Source organism: Nocardia sp. NPDC005825 (genome assembly GCF_040630175.1).
Taxonomy (GTDB): domain Bacteria; phylum Actinomycetota; class Actinomycetes; order Mycobacteriales; family Mycobacteriaceae; genus Nocardia.
The window spans coordinates 18,357-37,440 of the sequence record NZ_JBEXXC010000024.1; the positions used below are offsets into that span (position 1 = coordinate 18,357).

Below are 19,084 nucleotides of genomic sequence, written 5' to 3' on the forward strand. Positions count from 1 at the left end.
CACCGTAAGTTGGGGGTCATGCCGATCGTTCCCGACGCCAAAGACTGGACCTGGGTGCTCGAACGCACCTGCGCCGACTGCGGGTTCGACCCCGACGCCATCGCCTTCGCGGCGGTGCCGGGGTCGGCCCGCGACAGTGTCACCCGGTTGCTGACCGCGCTGGAACGGCCCGACGCGCGGGTGCGGCCCGACGACTCCACCTGGTCCGCACTCGAATACGCGGCCCACGTGCGCGACGTGTGCCGCATCTTCGCCCATCGGCTCGACATCGCGCGCACCGGCGGGCCCCGGCCCGGGCCGGTGATCGCCGCCTACGACACCGCGGTCACCGTGGGGGACAACGGGATTCCCATGTTCGCCAACTGGGATCAGGACGCCACCGCGCTCGCCGAGAACTACGGCGCGGCCGAGACCAACACCGTGGCAGCCGAACTCGCGACCGCGGTCGACGTGGTCGCCAACGCCTTCGCGGGCGTGCCGGACGAGGAACGTGACCTGGCCGCATTGCGCAGCAACGGTTCGGCGTTCACCATCGACTCCATGGCGCGGTACTTCCTGCACGACCTCGTGCATCACGCGCACGACGTCGAACGCGGCTGAGGATCAGCGGCAGCGCAGCAGGGCGTCGCGCAGATTGCGGGAACGGACGTCGTCGAGCACCGCCATGCCCAGCCGGTTCATCACGTAACCGAAGCCGAGACCCGTTGCCGGATCGGCGAAACCGAACGAGCCGCCGTAGCCGGTGGTGCCGTACGCGCGTTTGTCGGAGCCGAACCGGAAACCGCCGCGAGACTTGCGGAAACCCAGGTGATAGCGGCTCGGGGTGAGCAGCACCAGGTCCTCGGCCGGGACGTCGTCGGCGGTGTCGGCGGTGGCCAGGCGGTCCAGCAGGGCCCGGTCGATGGGCAGTTCACCGGTCTGCCCGGCCGCCGCGCCGTAGACCCGGGCCAGGGCGCGCGCCGTGCCGACGCCACCGGCCGCCGGGCTCTCCACCGACAGGAACTCGCGTCGCGCGGCTCGGGCGGGCGCGCCGACCTGCGGGCTGTTCAAGGCGCGGAAGGACAGGCCGCGCTTGCTGTAGAGCTGGATTCCGATGCGCACCGGGAGATCCCGCTCGTAGCGCAGGATGTCCAGGCCCTCGGTCGCCGACAGGGTCGCCACCCGATCGAGCGAGATCTCCTCCGGCAGGCCGATATAGAACTCCGCGCCCACCGGGGCGGCGATGTCCTCGGCGAAGATGCGGCCCAGCGTCCGGTGCGCGGGATCCACCCGTCGCAGCAGCTCACCCTGGTACAGGCCGGCGGTGATCGGGTGATAGCCGTGCCGGGTTCCCGGCCGCCACAACGGTTTCTGCTCGGCCAGCACCACCGCCATGCCGTCCAGATCCGCCATGTCCGTGAGCCGGAACGGGCGATCCAGCGCCGCCAGGCCACCCTGATGGTCGAGCAGCTGGCGCACGGTGATCGATTCCTTGCCGTGCGTGGCGAACTCGGGCCAGTGCAGCGCCACCGGATCCTCGTAGTCGAGCAAGCCCTTCGAGACCGCCGACGCGATCGCGAACGCGGTCATGCCCTTGGTCGAGGACCACACCGGGGCCATGGTGTCGCGCTCCCACGCCATCGTGCGCTTGCGATCGCGATAGCCCGCCCACAGATCCACTACCGGCCGATCCCCGTCGAAGACGGCGACCGCCGCACCGATCTCGCCGTGCCGGGAGAAATTGCGGCGGAACGCGTCGGCGACCGGACCGAAACCCGCGTCCACCTCGCCGTGGACCGTGACCTGCTCACTCATGATGGGGTCGATCGTAACCGGGTTCGGCGACAGCGCCAGGGTGAGCGCTCGAGCGGGCGACGCGCGGCGCTCGGTCCGGCGATGCGCCGGTTGCCAGCCGGGCGACGCAGCGCACACTCCGCGACGCCAGCGCATAGCTGGGCGTGGCCGAAGACCTTGCTGGACACGGTGACCGCGCGATATTTCTGCCGATACGTGCCGGTATCGTGGCCGGACATGCCCGGAATCCCGCGGATTACCGCATCATTGCTGCGCACCAAGCCGGTGGAACAACTCACCTCCGACGGCGAGCACACCGCACTGCGGCGCAGCATGGGCCTGACCGCGCTGATCGCCCTGTCGGTCGGCGCGACGCTGGGCACCGGCATCTTCGTCATCCTCGGCGAGGCCGCGCCGCTGGCCGGGCCCGCCGTCGTCGTCTCGTTCGTCATCGCCGCGCTGGCCGCCCTGTTCTCGGCGCTGTCCTATGCCGAACTCGCCGGCGCCGTGCCGGTATCCGGGTCGGCCTACTCGTATACCTATGCGACGCTGGGCGAGATCGTGGCCTGGGTGTGCGGGTGGTGCCTGCTGCTCGAGTACGGCGTCTCGGTGGCGGCCGTCGCGGTCGGGTGGGGCGCGTACCTCAACGAATTCCTCGGCTCCACCATCGGCTGGCGCATCCCCGATCTGCTCGCGCAGCCGCCGGGCGAGGGCGGGGTGATCAACCTGCCCGCCGCCGTCGTCGTACTGCTGGCCACCGTGGTGCTGCTGGGCGGCATCCGCGAGAGCGCGCGGGTCACCACCGTCACCACCGTCATCAAGATCGCGGTGCTGGTGTTCTTCGTGGCCGTCGCGGTCACCGCGTTCAACTCCTCGAACCTGCACCCCTTCGCGCCGGAGGGCATCTCCGGGATCGGGGCGGCCGCGTCGATGGTGTTCTTCTCCTTCATCGGCTTCGACGCCGCCTCGACCGCGGGCGAGGAGGCAAAGAACCCGCAGCGGGATCTGCCGCGCGCCATCATCATCTCGCTCGGCATCGTGACGCTGATGTACGTGCTGGTGGCGCTGACCGCCGTCGGCGCGGTCGGGGTGGACGACGTGAGCAGCTCCGGCGCCTCCCTGGCCACCGTGCTCGACCAGGTCACCGGGCGCGGCTGGCCCGCCACCATCCTCGCGGCCGGCGCGGTCATCGCCATCGCCTCGGTGGTGCTGACCGTGCTCTACGGGCAGACCCGCATCCTGGTCGCCATGTCCCGCGACGGGCTCATGCCGAGCGTGCTGTCGCGGGTTGGGCAGAAGCGGGTGCCGACGATCAACACGCTCATCGTGGGCGGCGTGGTGGCGGTGCTGTCGGCGCTGGTGCCGCTGGGAGAACTGGTGAACGCCACCAATATCGGCACGCTGGTGTCCTTCGGGCTGGTGAACATCGGCGTGCTGGTGCTGCGACGCACCAAGCCCGACCTGCCGCGCTCCTTCCGGACGCTGGTGCCGGTGGTGCCGGTGATCGGCGTGGTCATGTGCGTCTGGCTGCTCGTCCATCTGCCCGGGGTGACCTGGCTGGCGTTCACCGTGTGGTCGGGGGTCGGGCTGCTGGTGTACTTCGGGTACGGCAGGCGGCGATCGGCGCTGAACCGGGCCGCCTAGGCTCGACGTATGCGATCGCTCGAGCAGATTCGACAGTGGCCGGTCCGGAACGCGGCGGCGGGTGTCGTCGTCCGGGGCAAGGGTGTGGTCGACACCGAGGGGGATACCGCGCGGGTGTTTCCGCTCGCCTCGGTGACCAAACCGCTTGTGGCGTACGCGGTCCTGGTGGCGGTGGAGGAGGGGGCGATCGAGCTCGACCAGCCCGCCGGGCCGCCCGGATCCACCGTGCGGCACCTGCTCGCCCACACCTCCGGGCTGGCCTTCGACACCGACGCGGTGCTGGCCGCGCCGGGCGCGAAGCGGATCTACTCCAGTGCCGGATTCGAGGTGCTCGCGGATTTCGTTGCGGCGCAGACCGGTATCGCGTTCGACCGATATCTGCACGAGGCGGTGTTCGAACCGCTCGGTATGACGTCCTCGGTATTGACCGGTCCCGCCGGGCATGCCGGCCGCTCGTCGGTCGCAGATCTGCTGCGCTTCGCTGAAGAATTGCTGGCACCGGAAATTCTGAGTGCCGAATTGGTTTCCGAGGCAAGCGAAGTGCAATTCCCGGGACGCAATGGCGTCCTGCCCGGCTATGGCTCGCAACGGCCCAACGACTGGGGGCTGGGATTCGAGATCCGCGATCACAAGGCTCCGCACTGGACCGGGGGCGCGAACTCGCCGCGCACTTTCGGGCACTTCGGGCAATCCGGAACGTTCCTCTGGGTGGATCCGAACGTCGGCATGGCGTGTCTCGCGCTCGCGGACGAGAATTTCGGGGACTGGGCCCGGGCCGTGTGGCCGACCCTCAGTGATGCCGTGATCGCGGAGTTTGCGTAGACGGCGACACGGTCGCGGAGTAACACACGCAACATCGGGCACTCCAGTAAACTCGGGCCACGCCGAGCTCGGACCAGGGGCGTTGGGGAAGACGTACCTCGTCGAGCCGGAGGTGTCAGTGGTGCGTGCGTCTAGTCAGTTCGCGGAGGCGACGTCTGGGGTTGTCTATGTCCATTCGTCGCCGGCCGCGCTGTGCCCGCATATCGAATGGGCACTCACCTCGACCCTCAAGGCCCCCGCCAAACTCCGCTGGACCGTCCAGCCCGCCGATCCCGGGCAGCTGCGCGCCACCACCGATTGGTACGGGCCAGTCGGTACCGGGGGGAGATTAGCCAGAGCATTGCGAGATTGGCCCGTGCTGCATTTCGAAGTCACCGAGGAACCCAGTGAGGGCGTCGACGGCGAACGCTTCAGCTTCGTCCCCGGCCTCGGCATGTGGAGCGGCGCCACCGGCGCCAGCGGCGACGTCATGGTCGGCGAGATGCGGCTACGCGCCATCGTCGCCGAGGCCCGCGCCCACGGCCGTGGCACCGCCGCCGAGATCGCCGCCGAAATTGATCGCGCCCTCGGCACCGCCTGGGACGACATCCTCGAGCCCTACCGCCTCGGCGGCGATGGCGCGGACGTCACCTGGCTGCGCCGCGACGTCGGCTAGACCCACACCACCGGACACACCGCGCGGACCGCCGAACCATGCGAGCCTGCCGTCGCAAACGCCCCGAAACGGGCAGAATGCCCAGGGGAGGGGCAGCCGACGAGGAGGATTCGTGCGGACCACAGCGCAGATCGCGGGCACGGCACTGGCCGTCATCACCACGGCCCTCACCCTGACCGCCTGCAACGACGCCACCAGCAACAGTTCTTCGGACGCCACCGGCAGCCCCGCCAAACCCGCCCCCTCCGCCGCCGCCTTCCCGGCCGCCGGCCACGACGCCGTCCACTGCGGCACCGGCCCCTGGGGACTCGCCGTCGTCGCCTCCACCGCCAAGGGCAACGACTTCTGCGCCACCGCCCTCTCCGTGGCGGGCGCCTACGCCGACCAACGCGCCAAACAATCCACCGGCGACATCGCCGTCACCGTCGCCACCATCCGCTGGGTCTGCGGCGAACGCGCCGGCACCCCCAACCCGTACCAGGAATGCGCCAGCCAGAACGAATCCGCCGACAAGGTCCGCCTCCAGTCCTGAACCCGGCCAACGGATTCGCGCACAGTTACGCGGGTGCGCTGCTTCCGGGCGGCCGGATCAAGCGGATCGCCGGTCGGTGCGGGTGTGGACCAACTCGGCGACAGCAACCACGAACAGGGCGAGCAGCGTCACCGAGAACAACACGGGCAGGGCGAGAATCCAGTGTTCGGCAGCGCTGTCGCCGATCGATACCGACTGAGTGATGAGCAGAATGCTGATCGCCGATTCGCCTGCCACGCAACCGATGGTGAGCGGGATGGCGAGGCGACGCGGATGCAGAGCCGACAGTGCGGCCGGGGCCAGAGCGAGGACCGCCGCCGAGCCGAGCTGCCAGAGGTAATCCGTGCGCGGGATCGGCGGGATGATGGCGGACAACACGAGGGCGGCACTCAGCAGCACGCAGCCCGACACCGACAGAGCCGCCGAAGTGATCGCGAATCGGCCACTCGGCCACCGGAATTCGAATCGAGACGCGCCCAGTACCGCGGTGGTGGCACCGGCGAGCATGCCGCTCCGGTTTTCGGCAGGCGATGTGCCTTGTTCGGTGCGGCCGGCCGGCCCGGAACTATCGGCGGCAGCAAGGTCCGGGGCGTTGCGTGCTCGGGGGCCTGGTAGGCGCGGACTGTCCATCGTCGAGGCTCCGCCCAGGACCTCGCGGGCGTAGGAGGCGACAGCGGGGTTGTCGTGGAGTGCTATGTGGTGCAGGGCTTTTCGGGCTGATTCGGCTTGAGGTTGGTCGGTGGAGGTGAGGCGGGAGCTCAGCGCGTGCACCGCTCCGCGGCGGATCTCAGGGTGGGGGCTGTCGAGGGCGGCGCGGATCGATTCGGGGATGCCGGTGAGGGCATCGGGATCGGCGGAACCTGTTGGGGTGCTGGTGGGGGTCGAGGTGGCGGGGAGCGTGTGGATGAGTTCGGGATGGGGTGGGGCGGCGAGAGTTGGTGCGGTACGGGGGTTTCCGCTGCCGGTGTGGGGGCGGCGGGCCCGGTCCAGGACGTGGGTCGCGGCTTCGGCCAGGGCGGCGCAGGTGGGGTAGCGGTCGGTGGGGTGCTTGGCGAGGGCGATGGCTATGACGTCGTTGATGCCGGGAGGGAGTTCGGGGCGGATGTCGGTGGGGCGGGGCGGGGGTGCGTTGAGGTGGGCGGCGATGACGGCCGCCTGGTCGGTGCGGGGGAAGGGCCGGCGGGCGGTGAGGAGTTCGTAGAAGGTGCAGCCGAGGGAGTAGATGTCGGCGCGGTGGTCGGCGGTGGCGCCGTGGAAGCGTTCGGGGGCGGCGTAGGCGAAGGTCGCGGCGGTGCCGGTCAGGGTGAGGGTGTCGTCGAGGGCGCGGGCGATGCCGAAATCGGTGAGGACGGCGCGATGTCGGTCAGTGCCGGGGTGGGCTGGGTCGTGGTCGAGGAGGATATTGCCGGGCTTCACGTCGCGGTGCAGGATGCCGTGGCGGTGGGCGTAATCCAGGGCGCGGGCGGCGTCGGTGAGGATGTGGACCGCGTGGTCGTCGGAGAGGGGGCCGCCACGCTCGGTCATCCGTTGCGCCACATCGCCGCCGCCGACGTATTTCATGCTGATCCACGGCAGGTCGGCGTCGGAGGCCGCGCGGTCGTAGATGGCCACGATGTTCGGGTGGTCCAGGCGGGCCGCGAGCGCCGCCTCCCGTTCGAAACGGGCCCGCCCACGGGTGTCCGAGGCGATCAGTTCACTGAGCACCTTCAGCGCGACCAGCTGGTTCAGCCGGGGATTGCGGGCCAGGTACACGACCCCCATGCCGCCCGTACCGAGCGTCCGCTCGATCGTGAACCCCGAGAATTCCGCCCCCGGATCGAGCCGCATACCGCCGCCTCCGCCAGTCACCCCAATGCCAGCCAGGCCACCATACGCCCGGCCACCGGCCCCCGCCCCGTGATTGGCCACCCGGCCTTCGCATAGCCCGCCGGCCCATGGCGTCGCGTGTCCGGCACCGCGGCGTCCACGACACCCCACCGCCGCGGAACACGCCCTCCGCGCGACTCGCCGACATTTTGGCGCGCCCCGGCCCATGAACCGCCCCCGCGTCCGCTGCGTACTTCCGGAACACCCGAGCGGCGGCGTTCAATAGGGCGAATGACCGATGTGCTGTGACCCCACTACAGCGCAGCCTGAATTTCGCCACGGAGGCAGACGTACACCTTTGAGGAGCGGACATGACCACTGCGGAAATCGATATCGAGGGACTGCGCTCGGCCGTCGACGGGGCGGTGATCACGCCCGCCGACCCCGACTACGACACGGCCCGTCAAGTCTGGAACGGCGGCATCGACCGCCGCCCCGCCGTCATCGTCCGACCCGCCTCCGCGGCGGGTGTCGCGGCCGCCGTGCTGGCCGCCCGCCGGTACGACCTCGAGATCACCGTGCGCGGCGGCGGCCACAACTACGCGGGCCACGCGGTCGCCGACAACGCCATGATGATCGACCTCCGGACCCTCGATTCGGTCACCGTCGACACCGACGCCAGACTCGCGCACATCGGCGGCGGCGCCACCTGGGCGCAGGCCGACGCGGCGACCTCCGCGCACGGACTGGGTGTCACCGGCGGGTTCATCTCCAGCACCGGCGTCGGCGGCCTGACCCTGGGCGGCGGCATGGGCTGGCTCACCATGCGCTGCGGCCTGACCTGCGACAACCTGGTCGCCGCGGAGGTCGTCACCGCCGACGGTCGCGTCGTGGTGGCCTCGCCGCGCGAGAACGCCGAACTGCTGTGGGGATTGCGTGGCGGCGGCGGCAATTTCGGCATCGTCACCACCCTCACCTTCGCCCTGCACGACGTGCCGTCGCTGGCTCAGCTCACCCTGCTGTGCTGGACCCCCGAACACGCCGCCGAGGGCCTGGCCGCCGGGCGCGAACTGATCACCGGCCTGCCCAAGGGCTACGGCGGCGTGATCATGGCGGTCAGCGCGCCGCCCGCCCCGTTCGTGCCCGAGCACTATCAGGGTCAGCCGGGATTCGTGGTGGGCGTAGCGGGTTTCGGTGACCCGGACGAACTCGAGGCCGTCGTCAAGCCGCTGCGCGACGCCGCACCGCCCCCGGCCTGGGAACTGGTCACCCCGCTCCCGTACACCGCGCTGCAGCAGATGTTCGACGCGTCCGCCCCGCCCGGACTGCACGCGTACGAGAAGTCCCTCTACGTCGACGATCTGTCCGACGCCTGCCTGGCCACATTGATCAGCACCTTCCCGCAGCGCCGCTCTCCGCTGACCCTGGTCCCGATCTTCGCACTGCGCGGCCGCTACAGCGAAATCCACGAGGACACAACGGCATTCAGTGGTTCCCGCAACCCGTGCTGGGCCGTCAACATCAGCGCCATCACCCCGGACCCGGCCGATTTCGCGTCGGAACGGCAGTGGACCCGCGACTTCTGGGATGCCCTGCGCCCGTACGCCAATTCCTCGGCGAGCTACGTCAACTTCCTCGTGGACGACGACCCGGCCCGGCTCCAGGAATCCTACGGCGAGAAGTACTCCCGCCTCACCGCCCTCAAGGCCGAGTGGGATCCGGACAACGTCTTCCATCACAACGCGAACATCCCTCCGGCCTGACCCGGAATCTATTCCCTCGCAACGCACAGCGGGCGGTCTCCGTGGAGACCGCCCGCTATGACGTTGCCGCGTAACGAATTACAGCGGAATGTTCTTGTTGTGCTGCGGCCGCGACGGCGCGGCGGCCAGCGCGGCGGCGATGGTGGAGCGGGTCTTGGCCGGGTCGACGACCTCGTCCACAACCCCGATCGCCATGGCGCGCTCGACGCCGCCCGCGATCCGCTCGTGCTCCTCGGTGAGTCGCTCCAGCATGGCCTCGCGCTCCTCCTCCGGGGCGGCCGCGAGAGCCTTCTTGTGCAGGATGCCGACGGCGGCCTTGGCGCCCATGACCGCGACCTCGGAACCCGGCCACGCGTACACGGCCGTCGCGCCCAGCGAGCGGGCGTTCATGGCGATGTAGGCGCCACCGTAGATCTTGCGGGTCACCAGGGTGACGCGCGGGACGCGGGCCTCGGCGAACGCGTGCAGCAGCTTGGCGCCGCGGCGCACCACGCCCTCGAACTCCTGCGAGACGCCCGGCAGGTAGCCCGGCACGTCGGTGACGACGATCAGCGGGATGCCGAACGCGTTGCACAGGCGCACGAAACGCGAAGCCTTCTCGGCGCTCTCGGAGTTGAGGCAGCCACCCAGGCGGATCGGGTTGTTGGCCAGCACGCCGACCGTACGGCCACCGAGGCGGCCCAGACCGACCACCATGGACCGGGCGTACCCGCCCTGCAGTTCCTCGAAAGTGCTTTCGCCGTCGACATTGTCGAGCAGCTCGTTGATGATCGGCTTGACGTCGTAGGCGCGCTTGGCCGACTCCGGCATCATGGCCTTGAGGTCGACATCGCCGTGCGCGGCGGCGGCCAGGTCGAATTCGCCCTGCTCGGCGAACATCGAGACCAGGCGGCGCGCACGATGCATCGCGTCCTGCTCGTCATCGGCGACGATGTGGCAGACGCCGGACTTCTTGCCGTGGGTGACCGGGCCGCCCAGGGTCGCCATGTCGACGCTCTCACCGGTCACCGTCTTCACGATGTCCGGGCCGGTCACGAAGACCCGGCCTTCCGGAGCCATGATGACGATGTCGGTCAGCGCCGGGCCGTACGCGGCGCCACCGGCGGCGAAGCCGAGCACCACGGAGATCTGCGGGACCTGGCCGGACGCGCGGACCATGGCCTCGAAGACCAGGCCGACGGCGTGCAGGGCCTCGACGCCCTCCGCCAGTCGCGCCCCGCCCGAATGCCACAGGCCCACAACGGGAATCTTGGAGTCGATGGCGGTATCGATCGCATCGACGATGTGCTTGCATCCCTCGACGCCCATGGCGCCGCCCATCACGGTCGCATCGGAGCAGTAGGCGACGGTGCGGACACCGTCGATCTCACCGATGGCGGCGAGCACGCCGGACTTGTCGCGGGGGTGGAGCGGGAGAACGGTTCCGGGATCGAAGAAGCGCTGCAACCGACCCAGCGGGTCACGGGGATCGGTCGTGGTGTCCGCGTGTGCGGGGGCCATGATGGTCATCGCAAACTCTCCTCATGAGGAAAATGCGGTCGCTGAGAGCGGCTGCGAAATGTCGAAGTCCCGGCAGGGGATTCAGGGTCCGGGATCTCGATCCGAAATCCCCTGCCGGGACCGCTTGTCTTACTGACCGGTTCTAGAAGTGCGCGGTTCTTCTAAAAAGTGCGCGTCAGTACCGGCCGAAGGCGAGCGCGACATTGTGCCCACCGAAACCGAAGGAGTTGTTGATCGCGTACTGGATGTCCTGATGACGCGCAGCGCCGTGCACGACGTCCAGATCGATCGCCGGATCCTGGTTCTCGAGGTTCAGCGTCGGAGGAACGACGCCGTCCCGGATGCTGAGCACCGTGAGAATCGACTCGAGTGCGCCGACGGCGCCGATCGAGTGGCCCAGGGCCGACTTGGGTGCGTAGACCGAGGCGTGCTTGACGCCGGCCTTGTGAATCGCGTTGGCCTCCGCGGTGTCACCCACGGGGGTGGCGGTCGCGTGAGCGTTCACGTGGGTGATGTCCGAAGCGGACAGACCCGCGGTCTGCATCGCGCGCTGCATGGCGCGAGCCGCACCGCTGCCCTCCGGATCGGGAGCCACGAGGTGGAACCCGTCGGAGGTGATACCCGCGCCCATGAGGCGGGCGTGGATGGTGGCGCCACGAGCCTTGGCGTGCTCCTCGGTCTCGAGGACCATGAGCGCGCCCGCTTCGCCGAAGACGAAGCCGTCGCGATCCTTGTCGAAGGGACGCGAGGCGCCCTTCGGATCGTCGTTGCGAGTCGACATGGCCCGCATCATGGAGAACGCGGCGATCGGAATCGAGTCGATGAAGCCCTCGACACCGCCGGTGACGACCATGTCGGCGTCACCCATGACGATCATCCGCCAGGCGTTGGCGATGGCCTCCGAACCCGACGAGCAGGCCGAGACCGGAGTGACCACTCCCGCGCGGGCCTTGAGCTCGAGGCCGACCACGGCGGACGGACCGTTCGGCATGACCATCTGAACGGCCAGCGGCGAAACCTTGCGGTAGCCACCGTTCTTCAGCTTGTCGACCGAATCGATCAGCGCGTCGCCGCCGCCGAGACCGGTACCGATGGCCACACCCAGCCGCAGCGGGTCGACCTCGGGGGTGCCGGCGTTCTTCCAGACCTCACGACCGAGCACGGTGGCCAGTCGCTCGACATACGCCATGCGGCGGATCTCGACCCGCTCGAGGAGCGTGTCCGGCGACACCTTCAGGTGGCCGCCGATACGAACCGGAAGGTCGTACTCCGCAATGAAGTCGTCCTCGAGAGTGTCGATGCCGCTCTCGCCATTGAGGAGGCCCTTCCACGTCGCATCGACGTCACCGGCGATCGACGTGGTCGCCGCCATGCTCGTTACGACGACGTTGGGAAAGTTCCCGTTCAAGGTGGAAGGAGTGGTCACGGTGTCGGTCCTACTCGCCCTGGTGCTTGGCCTTGAGGGCCTCGGCCGCCTCGGAGTTCTCGGCCTCGAGCTTCTGGATGTACGCCACCGCGTCGCCGACGGTCTTCAGGCTCGCCAGGTCCTCGTCCGGGATCTTGACGCCGTACTTGTCCTCGGTCTGGACGGCGATCTCGACCATCGACAGCGAGTCGATGTCCAGGTCGTCGACGAAGGACTTCTCGATGGTGACCTCGGAGGGCTCGATACCGGTCACCTCTTCGATGATCTTACCGAGCTCTTCGACGATCTGTTCCTGGGTCAGAGCGGCCACTGTGGTGGCTCCTTATCTTCTGTAGAGGGGTGGGGATTCATTGTTTGCGACCCGATTGCTCCATCGCCGTTGATGGGAGCGGGCCGCCAGCCAAGCTAGCTTGCTGAAGTCAGCTCGGCGAGCGCGGGGAGATCCGCGGGGGTCTTCAGCGCCAGGTTCGGGGTGCCCTTGAGCTCCCGCTTGGCGATGCCGACCAGGGTGCCCGCCGGCGGCAACTCTGCCACCGCGGAAACCCCTGCCGCACGGATCGTTTCGGTGCACAGGTCCCAGCGCACGGGGCGCGTGACCTGAGCAGCGAGCTTGTCGATCGCATCCTTGCCCGAGCTGACCGGCTGCCCGTCGAAGTTCGACAGCAGGGTCCGGACCGGCTCGTTCGGGACGATCTGGGCGATGGCCTCCGCCACCGCGTCCTGGGCGGGTGCCATGAACACGGTATGGAAGGCGCCGGCGACCGGCAGAGCGCGGACGCGGGCCTTTTCGGGCGGGTTCGCGGCCAGGGCTTCGAGCGCCTCGAGCTTACCCGCGGCCACGATCTGACCCACCGCATTGCGGTTGGCCGGGACCAGGCCGAGTTCCTCGAGACGAGCGAGAACCTCCGCTTCGTCACCGCCGAGCACCGCGGACATTCCGGTCGGCTCGAGCGCGCACGCCTTGGCCATCTCCGCACCGCGGATGGCGGCCAAGGTGACCGCGTCGTCAGCGGAGATGACTCCGGCGACGGCAGCGGCGGCGAACTCACCGACCGAGTGTCCGGCGACGACTGTATCGGCGGGCAGTGAATCCTGCGGGATTTCGGCGAAAGCCAGCAGGGCGGCCGCGACGACGAGCGGCTGGGTCACAGCCGTGTCGACGATTTCCTCGGCGGTCGCAGTCGTGCCCAACCGCAGCAGGTCCAGCCCCGCGGCCTTGCCCCACAGCGCGACGCGGTCCGCGGCGCCGGGAAGCTCGAGCCATGAGGTGAGCATGCCGGGTGTCTGTGAGCCCTGTCCGGGCGTGAGCAATGCGATCACGGGTTTAAGAAAACACTGTGAGGCGGCTCTCACGAGATGTCGGCGCGAATGAAGCTTCGTTGGCAGTTTTGTGAGGAGTCCACAAAAGACCACGTGGGTTGTCCGGATCGCCCGATCATCGAATCTCGTTACACCCCATCCTTGGGCTCTGTGACGGGAGTCACATCAGTGGCAGGAGTGGGTGATTCGTTACGGGTTCGTGTCAGCCGGCCTACTGTGGCCGCGATCCGTAACACATAGGCATCGCGCGGATTCATTGGATCCCGACCTGTGATGTCGCCGATCCGCTTGAGGCGATAGCGCACCGTATTTGGATGAACGAACAGCTGGCGGGCGCAGGTTTCGACGGCTCCACCGCAATCCAGATACGCGTCCAGCGTGTCCGACAAATCGGCGCTGGCGGCGGCCAACGGTAGCACGAGCAGCTCGTTCAGGGCCTCGATGGCGGCGCGGTCTCCGAGCAGGGCACGTTCGGGCAACAATTCGGACGCGTGCACTGGTCGGGGGGCTCCCCGCCAGCCCACCACGGCCTCCATCCCGGCCATCGCCTCCACCGAACTCACATGCGCGGCGGACAGCGCGCGCATGGTCGGGCCGATCACCACCGGGCCCTCACTGAAGGCATCTGCCAGCAGATCCGCGAGGAACTGCGACGGATACATCGGGTCCCCGAGATGTCCGCTGACTACCATTACCAGCCGCGAACCCTGCACCACCGCGAGCGCGTTGCGGCCGTGCCGGGCGGCCACCGCATGTACGGAACTGACAACGGCCACCTGATCCTTGGGCGGAGTACCGACCAGAACGGTCGCCGGTGCTGTCGCATCCCAATTGAGGGTGGACGCGCGCGAGAGCATCTCCGGGCCGTTGTCGCCGCGCACCACGGCGTCGACGACCAAGGCCTCCAATCGGGTGTCCCACGCGCCGCGCGACTCCGCGGCCGAGGCGTACACCGAGGCGGCGGCGAACCCGAGCTCACGCCCGTACCGCAGCACCGCCTCGGTCAACGCCACCAGCTGCCGGTCGTTGCGGGCCAGCGCCGGCAGCCACTGCTCGAAGAACTCCATGGCCACCCGGACCATGTCGACGGTCTGGCGCAGCGTCAGCCGCCGCGCCAGATCGTCCGGAATCACCTGGAAGGCATCGAGGCTGAACCGGATGTCGGACTCCGGGTCCTGCAGCCATTCCAGGAAGTTCACCACCGCCGTCTGCACCAGCATCTGCACCCCGGCCCGCTGGGCGGCATCCAGATTGGCGAAGAACGGCAACCGATCCTGCATCGAGGCCACGGCCTCGGTCGACAGGCGACCGGAGAACTGCTTGACCCGTTTCAGGAGAGTGTCCGGAAGCGGGTCGCGCGTCTGCCGATTCGGGGAGAGCGCGCCGGTCGGAAGATAGACCTCGTGGGAGGAGGTGCCCTCTTCGTTTATCCGGCGCGGCCTCGGCGGTTTACGTTCCACAGTTCTTATGTTCGGCTATGCGTCGCCACCTTCGGTACCGGGTGCCGCCTTCGGCGCGGCGTTCACGTCGTCGACGCCGTACCGGCGGGCCGCTTCGGCCACCGTCGCCTGCGCGATCCGGCCCTGATTGGCCAGTCCCTGCAGCGCGGCCACCACGATCGACGCGGCATCCACATTGAAGACGCGGCGCGCGGCCGGGCGGGTGTCGGAGAAGCCGAAACCGTCCGTGCCCAGGGTGATGTATTCGCCCGGCACCCACTGGCGGATCTGATCGGGCACCGCCCGCATCCAGTCCGAGGCCGCCACGAACGGGCCCTGCGCCTTGGACAGCACCTCGGTGATGTACGGCAGGCCCTGATCCTGGTCGGGGTGGCGCAGCTTCGCGATCTCCTTGGACAGCGCCTCCTTGCGGAGCTCGCCCCACGAGGTCACCGAGTAGACGTCGGCCTGCACGTTCCAGTCCTGGGCCAGCATCTCCTGGGCACGCAAGCCGTCGGGCATGGTGACGCCCGCGACCAGGATGTTCGCCCGCAGGATTCCCGCCGAACCGGGCTGATAGAGATAGATGCCCTTCAGCAGGCCCTCGACGTCGAGGCCCTCCGGCTCGGCCGGCTGTACATACGGCTCGTTGTAGAGGGTGATGTAGTAGAAGATGTCCTCGCCGCCGAACTCGTGATGCACCGAATGCGATTCGGGATCGGTGCCCGGCAGCGCCTCCTGATACCCGGTGGCCACGCCGCCGCCGTACATGCGGCGCATGCCGTCGCGCACGATGTGGGCGATCTCGAAGGAGAAGGCCGGGTCGTAGGCGACGCAGGCGGGGTTGGTGGACGCCAGCAGCAGCGAATGACCGTCGTTGTGCTGCAGGCCCTCACCGGTCAGCGTGGTTCGCCCGGCGGTTGCTCCGAGCACGAACCCGCGGGCCATCTGATCCGCGGCCGCCCACAGTCCGTCACCGGTGCGCTGGAAGCCGAACATCGAATAGAAGATGTAGAGCGGGATCATCGGCTCGCCGTGCGTCGAGTACGAGGTGCCGACCGCGGTGAAGCTGGCGGTCGAACCGGCCTCGTTGATGCCCTCGTGCAGGATCTGGCCGATGCTCGACTCTTTGTAGGCAAGCATCAATTCCGCGTCGACCGATGTGTACAACTGGCCGTTGCGGTTGTAGATCTTCAACGAAGGGAACCACGAGTCCATACCGAAGGTGCGGGCCTCGTCGGGGATGATCGGGACGATGCGCTTGCCGATCTCCTTGTCGCGCAACAGTTCCTTCATCAAGCGCACGAAGGCCATGGTGGTGGCCACGCTCTGCTTGCCCGAACCCTTGCGGACCGAACGATAGGCCTCGTCGCCGGGAAGTTGCAGGGGCTTCGACATGGTGCGGCGCTCGGGGACGAAACCGCCGAGCTGGCCGCGGCGGGCCATCATGTACTGGATCTCGGGGGCGTCCATGCCGGGGTGGTAGTACGGCGGCAGGTACGGATTCGCCTCGAGCTCGGCGTCGGTGATCGGAATGCGCTGCACGTCGCGGAACGCCTTCAGATCGTCGAGGGTCATCTTCTTCATCTGGTGGGTGGCGTTGCGGGCCTCGAAGTGCTTGCCCAGGCCGTAGCCCTTGATGGTCTTGGCGAGGATGACCGTCGGCTGGCCCTTGTGCGCCATGGCCGCGGCGTAGGCGGCGTAGATCTTGCGGTAGTCGTGGCCGCCGCGCTTGAGGTTCCAGACCTCGGAGTCCGACAGGCCCTTCACCAGTTCCTTGGTGCGCGGGTCGCGGCCGAAGAAGTGCTCGCGCACGTAGGCGCCGTCATTGGCCTTGTAGGTCTGGTAGTCGCCGTCGGGGGTGGTGTTCATCAGGTTGACCAGCGCGCCGTCGCGGTCGGCCTGCAGCAGCGAGTCCCACTCGCGGCCCCACACCACCTTGATGACGTTCCAGCCGGCGCCGCGGAAGAACGACTCCAGCTCCTGAATGATCTTGCCGTTGCCGCGGACCGGGCCGTCGAGGCGCTGCAGGTTGCAGTTGATGACGAAGGTCAGGTTGTCCAGGCCCTCGTTGGCGGCCACCTGGATCAGGCCGCGCGACTCCGGCTCGTCCATCTCGCCGTCGCCGAGGAACGCCCACACGTGCTGATCGGAGGTGTCCTTGAGGCCGCGGTCGTGCAGGTAGTGGTTGAAGCGGGCCTGATAGATGGCGTTCATCGGGCCCAGACCCATGGAGACCGTGGGGAATTCCCAGAAGTCCGGCATCAGCCGCGGGTGCGGGTAGGACGAGAGGCCCGCGCCGGGACCGCCGTGGCTGTACTCCTGGCGGAAGCCGTCCATCTGATCCTCGGACAACCGGCCCTCGAGGAACGCGCGGGCGTAGATGCCGGGGGAGGCGTGGCCCTGGATGAACACCTGGTCGCCGCCGCCGGCGTGGTCCTTGCCGCGGAAGAAGTGGTTGAAACCGACCTCGTAGAGCGCCGCCGAGGACGCGTAGGTCGAAATGTGGCCGCCCACACCGATTCCCGGGCGCTGGGCGCGGTGCACCATGACGGCGGCGTTCCAGCGGATGTAGGCGCGGAAGCGGCGTTCCACCTCTTCGTCGCCGGGGAACCACGGCTCGTTCTCGGTGGGGATGGTGTTGACGTAGTCGGTGGAGGTCAGCGCGGGGATCGCGACGTGGCGTTCACCGGCGCGCTCGAGCAGGCGCAGCATGAGGTAGCGGGCGCGGCCGGGGCCCTCGCGGGTCAGCATTTCGTCGAAGGAGTCGAGCCATTCGCTGGTCTCCTCCGGATCGATGTCCGGCAGGTATGACGCCACCCCCTCGCGAATCACTCGAACCCGGCCCCCCGCCGGGCTTTTGCGTGCCGATCCGCCCTGGGGTTCCGGTGACCCGTTGGTGGAGTTCGACGACGTAGGGTGCATCAAGTCGGTCAAGACGATTGCTCCTCGTACACATGGGGTGGGACATCTGGTGTGGCGTCAATACCCCGGGTAGCCGTTGGTGCGCGGCGTACCCGTTAACGATTGGTTGGGGCGCATCTCACATCCTTGCCGATGATGCGGCCCAGGTCATCATGTCAGCCGGAAATCCAGTACCGTGGCGCAGGGAACCGCGCCGCTCGCGACGGGTTCCATCACTTCCGGGCTGGATCGGGGAGGAACCGAGTGAAGCTGCTGAACCCGAGTGGGTTCGGATTGCTGTGCGCGTCCGCGGCGGTGGCGGCCGGACTGGTGCTGGCCGGGTGCGCGAACACGGTCGAGGGTACCCCGACGGCGAATCAGGTTCAGGTGTCGTCGTACAAGGCCGACGCGGCCACCTCGGCGGCGGCGGCCAGCTCCTCGAAGGCGGCCGCGGCGAAGGCGAAGGCGACCGCGGACAACTGCGGCCCGTTCCGCAAGACCACCGGCACCCAGGTCGACCGCTACAACGAGTTCGTGGACGCCCACGACGCGAACGACGTGAGCGCGGCCGACAAGAACGCCAAGCGCGACACCGCGGCCCAGGCGCTCGAGGACGCGGCCAAGACGGTCGAGGCTCAGGTGACCGCGTCGGGTCCGGACCTGGCGCCGGAGGTGGCGCAGAAGTTCACCGACTACGTGTCCGCGGCCCGGGATCTGGCGGCGTCGGTGCGGAAGCTGACCACCAACTCCTCCGTCGCGCCGTTGAACGACGCGAGCAAGAAGGTCAACGACACGTTGACCGCGGTTCGCAACGCCTGTCCGGTCTGAGCGTCGCTCCCGCGCGAGCCCGATCGATCGACCTGGTCGGAGGGGGTGTGAGCGGGCTGTCCGCTGAGCCCCGGCGGTCTCACATACGACATTTAGGGTGCGATTTCGGCCGATCGGCTTGCGCTGGGGGCTTTTACCATGTTCGCTTGCAACTACCTATTGTCGGGAATTGAGGAGGACACCACCGTGGTCGCCGCGGCGGACGCGCAGAACTACGCTCAGAAGCTTGGCATTTCACACGACATGGTGGTTCAGGAACTGGGCTGGGACGAAGACGCCGACGACGCGCTTCGCTCCGACATCGAAGAGGCCACCGGATCCGAGCTGCTCGACGAAGACACCGACGAGGTGGTCGACGTCGTGCTGCTGTGGTGGCGGGACGGTGACGGCGACCTGGTCGATGAACTGCTCAATGTGATCACCCCGCTCGCCGATGACGGCGTCGTCTGGGTGCTCACTCCCAAGACCGGTCAATCCGGCCATGTCGATCCGAGTGAGATCGCCGAGTCGGCCACCCCCGCCGGCCTCACCTCGACCACTCCGGTCTCCCTGGGCACCTGGACGGGCACCAAGCTCACCCAGCCCAAGACACCCTCCAAGCAGCGCTGAGGCCTTCCACTAAGGTTTTCGGTGAACCGGGTGCACCCGGTGGATCGGCTCGTCCGATCCACC

At 68.4% G+C, this 19,084-nt stretch carries 16 protein-coding genes; 8 read left to right on the forward strand and 8 right to left on the reverse strand.

The window, feature by feature from the left end; genetic code table 11:
• The first annotated feature begins 18 nt into the window (after positions 1 to 18).
• A complete protein-coding gene (locus ABZ382_RS34920; RefSeq protein WP_357098079.1) occupies positions 19 to 600 on the forward strand; it encodes a DinB family protein in 582 nt (193 codons plus the stop codon).
• 3 nt (positions 601 to 603) lie between these two features.
• Here ABZ382_RS34920 and ABZ382_RS34925 read toward each other — a convergent pair whose 3' ends face one another.
• Positions 604 to 1,794: a serine hydrolase domain-containing protein gene (locus ABZ382_RS34925; protein WP_357098082.1), complete on the reverse strand. Its 1,191-nt coding sequence runs from the start codon at positions 1,792 to 1,794 to the stop codon at positions 604 to 606.
• Between the two features lie 216 nt (positions 1,795 to 2,010).
• Here ABZ382_RS34925 and ABZ382_RS34930 point away from each other — a divergent pair, with 216 nt between their 5' ends.
• From ABZ382_RS34930 to ABZ382_RS34945, 4 genes are all read left to right on the forward strand, one after another.
• On the forward strand, positions 2,011 to 3,417 hold the full coding sequence (locus ABZ382_RS34930; protein WP_357098085.1) for an amino acid permease: 1,407 nt from the start codon (positions 2,011 to 2,013) through the stop codon (positions 3,415 to 3,417).
• 9 nt (positions 3,418 to 3,426) lie between these two features.
• Positions 3,427 to 4,239: a serine hydrolase domain-containing protein gene (locus ABZ382_RS34935; RefSeq protein WP_357098088.1), complete on the forward strand. Its 813-nt coding sequence runs from the start codon at positions 3,427 to 3,429 to the stop codon at positions 4,237 to 4,239.
• A 121-nt stretch (positions 4,240 to 4,360) separates the two neighbouring features.
• Positions 4,361 to 4,894 carry a DUF3145 domain-containing protein gene (locus ABZ382_RS34940; protein WP_357098091.1) on the forward strand — a complete coding sequence of 178 codons (534 nt, stop codon included), beginning with the start codon at positions 4,361 to 4,363 and terminating at the stop codon, positions 4,892 to 4,894.
• 112 nt (positions 4,895 to 5,006) lie between these two features.
• Positions 5,007 to 5,426: a hypothetical protein gene (locus ABZ382_RS34945; protein WP_357098093.1), complete on the forward strand. Its 420-nt coding sequence runs from the start codon at positions 5,007 to 5,009 to the stop codon at positions 5,424 to 5,426.
• 57 nt (positions 5,427 to 5,483) lie between these two features.
• On the opposite strand, the gene ABZ382_RS34950 is transcribed toward ABZ382_RS34945, so the two are convergent.
• Entirely contained in the window at positions 5,484 to 7,253 is a 1,770-nt protein-coding gene (locus tag ABZ382_RS34950; RefSeq protein ID WP_357098096.1) for a serine/threonine-protein kinase, read from the reverse strand.
• 350 nt (positions 7,254 to 7,603) lie between these two features.
• Between ABZ382_RS34950 and ABZ382_RS34955 the strand changes: the two genes are divergently transcribed.
• Positions 7,604 to 8,995: an FAD-binding oxidoreductase gene (locus tag ABZ382_RS34955; RefSeq protein ID WP_357098099.1), complete on the forward strand. Its 1,392-nt coding sequence runs from the start codon at positions 7,604 to 7,606 to the stop codon at positions 8,993 to 8,995.
• 78 nt (positions 8,996 to 9,073) lie between these two features.
• On the opposite strand, the gene ABZ382_RS34960 is transcribed toward ABZ382_RS34955, so the two are convergent.
• The 6 genes from ABZ382_RS34960 to aceE form a co-directional block, all read right to left on the reverse strand.
• A complete protein-coding gene (locus ABZ382_RS34960) occupies positions 9,074 to 10,504 on the reverse strand; it encodes a carboxyl transferase domain-containing protein (protein ID WP_357098102.1) in 1,431 nt (476 codons plus the stop codon).
• A 166-nt stretch (positions 10,505 to 10,670) separates the two neighbouring features.
• A complete protein-coding gene (locus ABZ382_RS34965) occupies positions 10,671 to 11,921 on the reverse strand; it encodes a KasA/KasB family beta-ketoacyl-ACP synthase (protein ID WP_213560178.1) in 1,251 nt (416 codons plus the stop codon).
• 10 nt (positions 11,922 to 11,931) lie between these two features.
• Complete coding sequence (acpM, locus tag ABZ382_RS34970; protein WP_357098105.1) at positions 11,932 to 12,231, reverse strand: meromycolate extension acyl carrier protein AcpM; 300 nt, start codon at positions 12,229 to 12,231, stop codon at positions 11,932 to 11,934.
• A 95-nt stretch (positions 12,232 to 12,326) separates the two neighbouring features.
• Positions 12,327 to 13,241 carry an ACP S-malonyltransferase gene (locus ABZ382_RS34975; protein WP_357098108.1) on the reverse strand — a complete coding sequence of 305 codons (915 nt, stop codon included), beginning with the start codon at positions 13,239 to 13,241 and terminating at the stop codon, positions 12,327 to 12,329.
• Positions 13,242 to 13,369: 128 nt separating this feature from the next.
• A complete protein-coding gene (locus ABZ382_RS34980) occupies positions 13,370 to 14,701 on the reverse strand; it encodes a helix-turn-helix domain-containing protein (RefSeq protein WP_357098111.1) in 1,332 nt (443 codons plus the stop codon).
• Positions 14,702 to 14,716: 15 nt separating this feature from the next.
• Positions 14,717 to 17,617, reverse strand: a complete 2,901-nt coding sequence (aceE, locus tag ABZ382_RS34985) for a pyruvate dehydrogenase (acetyl-transferring), homodimeric type (protein WP_357098114.1) — start codon at positions 17,615 to 17,617, stop codon at positions 14,717 to 14,719.
• A gap of 231 nt (positions 17,618 to 17,848) precedes the next feature.
• On the opposite strand from aceE, the gene ABZ382_RS34990 reads away from it, so the two are divergent.
• Entirely contained in the window at positions 17,849 to 18,412 is a 564-nt protein-coding gene (locus tag ABZ382_RS34990; RefSeq protein ID WP_357098117.1) for a hypothetical protein, read from the forward strand.
• A gap of 186 nt (positions 18,413 to 18,598) precedes the next feature.
• Positions 18,599 to 19,021, forward strand: coding sequence for a DUF3052 domain-containing protein (locus tag ABZ382_RS34995; protein ID WP_357098200.1), 423 nt, complete (start codon positions 18,599 to 18,601; stop codon positions 19,019 to 19,021).
• Positions 19,022 to 19,084 lie beyond the last annotated feature (63 nt).

What these genes read in the sequence shown, in the direction of transcription:
- ABZ382_RS34920 (WP_357098079.1), top strand. Translation starts at nt 19, where the DNA reads ATGCCGATCGTTCCCGACGCCAAAGACTGGACCTGGGTGCTCGAACGC.
- ABZ382_RS34925 (WP_357098082.1), bottom strand. Translation starts at nt 1,794, where the DNA reads ATGAGTGAGCAGGTCACGGTCCACGGCGAGGTGGACGCGGGTTTCGGT.
- ABZ382_RS34930 (WP_357098085.1), top strand. Translation starts at nt 2,011, where the DNA reads ATGCCCGGAATCCCGCGGATTACCGCATCATTGCTGCGCACCAAGCCG.
- ABZ382_RS34935 (WP_357098088.1), top strand. Translation starts at nt 3,427, where the DNA reads ATGCGATCGCTCGAGCAGATTCGACAGTGGCCGGTCCGGAACGCGGCG.
- ABZ382_RS34950 (WP_357098096.1), bottom strand. Translation starts at nt 7,253, where the DNA reads ATGCGGCTCGATCCGGGGGCGGAATTCTCGGGGTTCACGATCGAGCGG.
- ABZ382_RS34955 (WP_357098099.1), top strand. Translation starts at nt 7,604, where the DNA reads ATGACCACTGCGGAAATCGATATCGAGGGACTGCGCTCGGCCGTCGAC.
- ABZ382_RS34960 (WP_357098102.1), bottom strand. Translation starts at nt 10,504, where the DNA reads ATGACCATCATGGCCCCCGCACACGCGGACACCACGACCGATCCCCGT.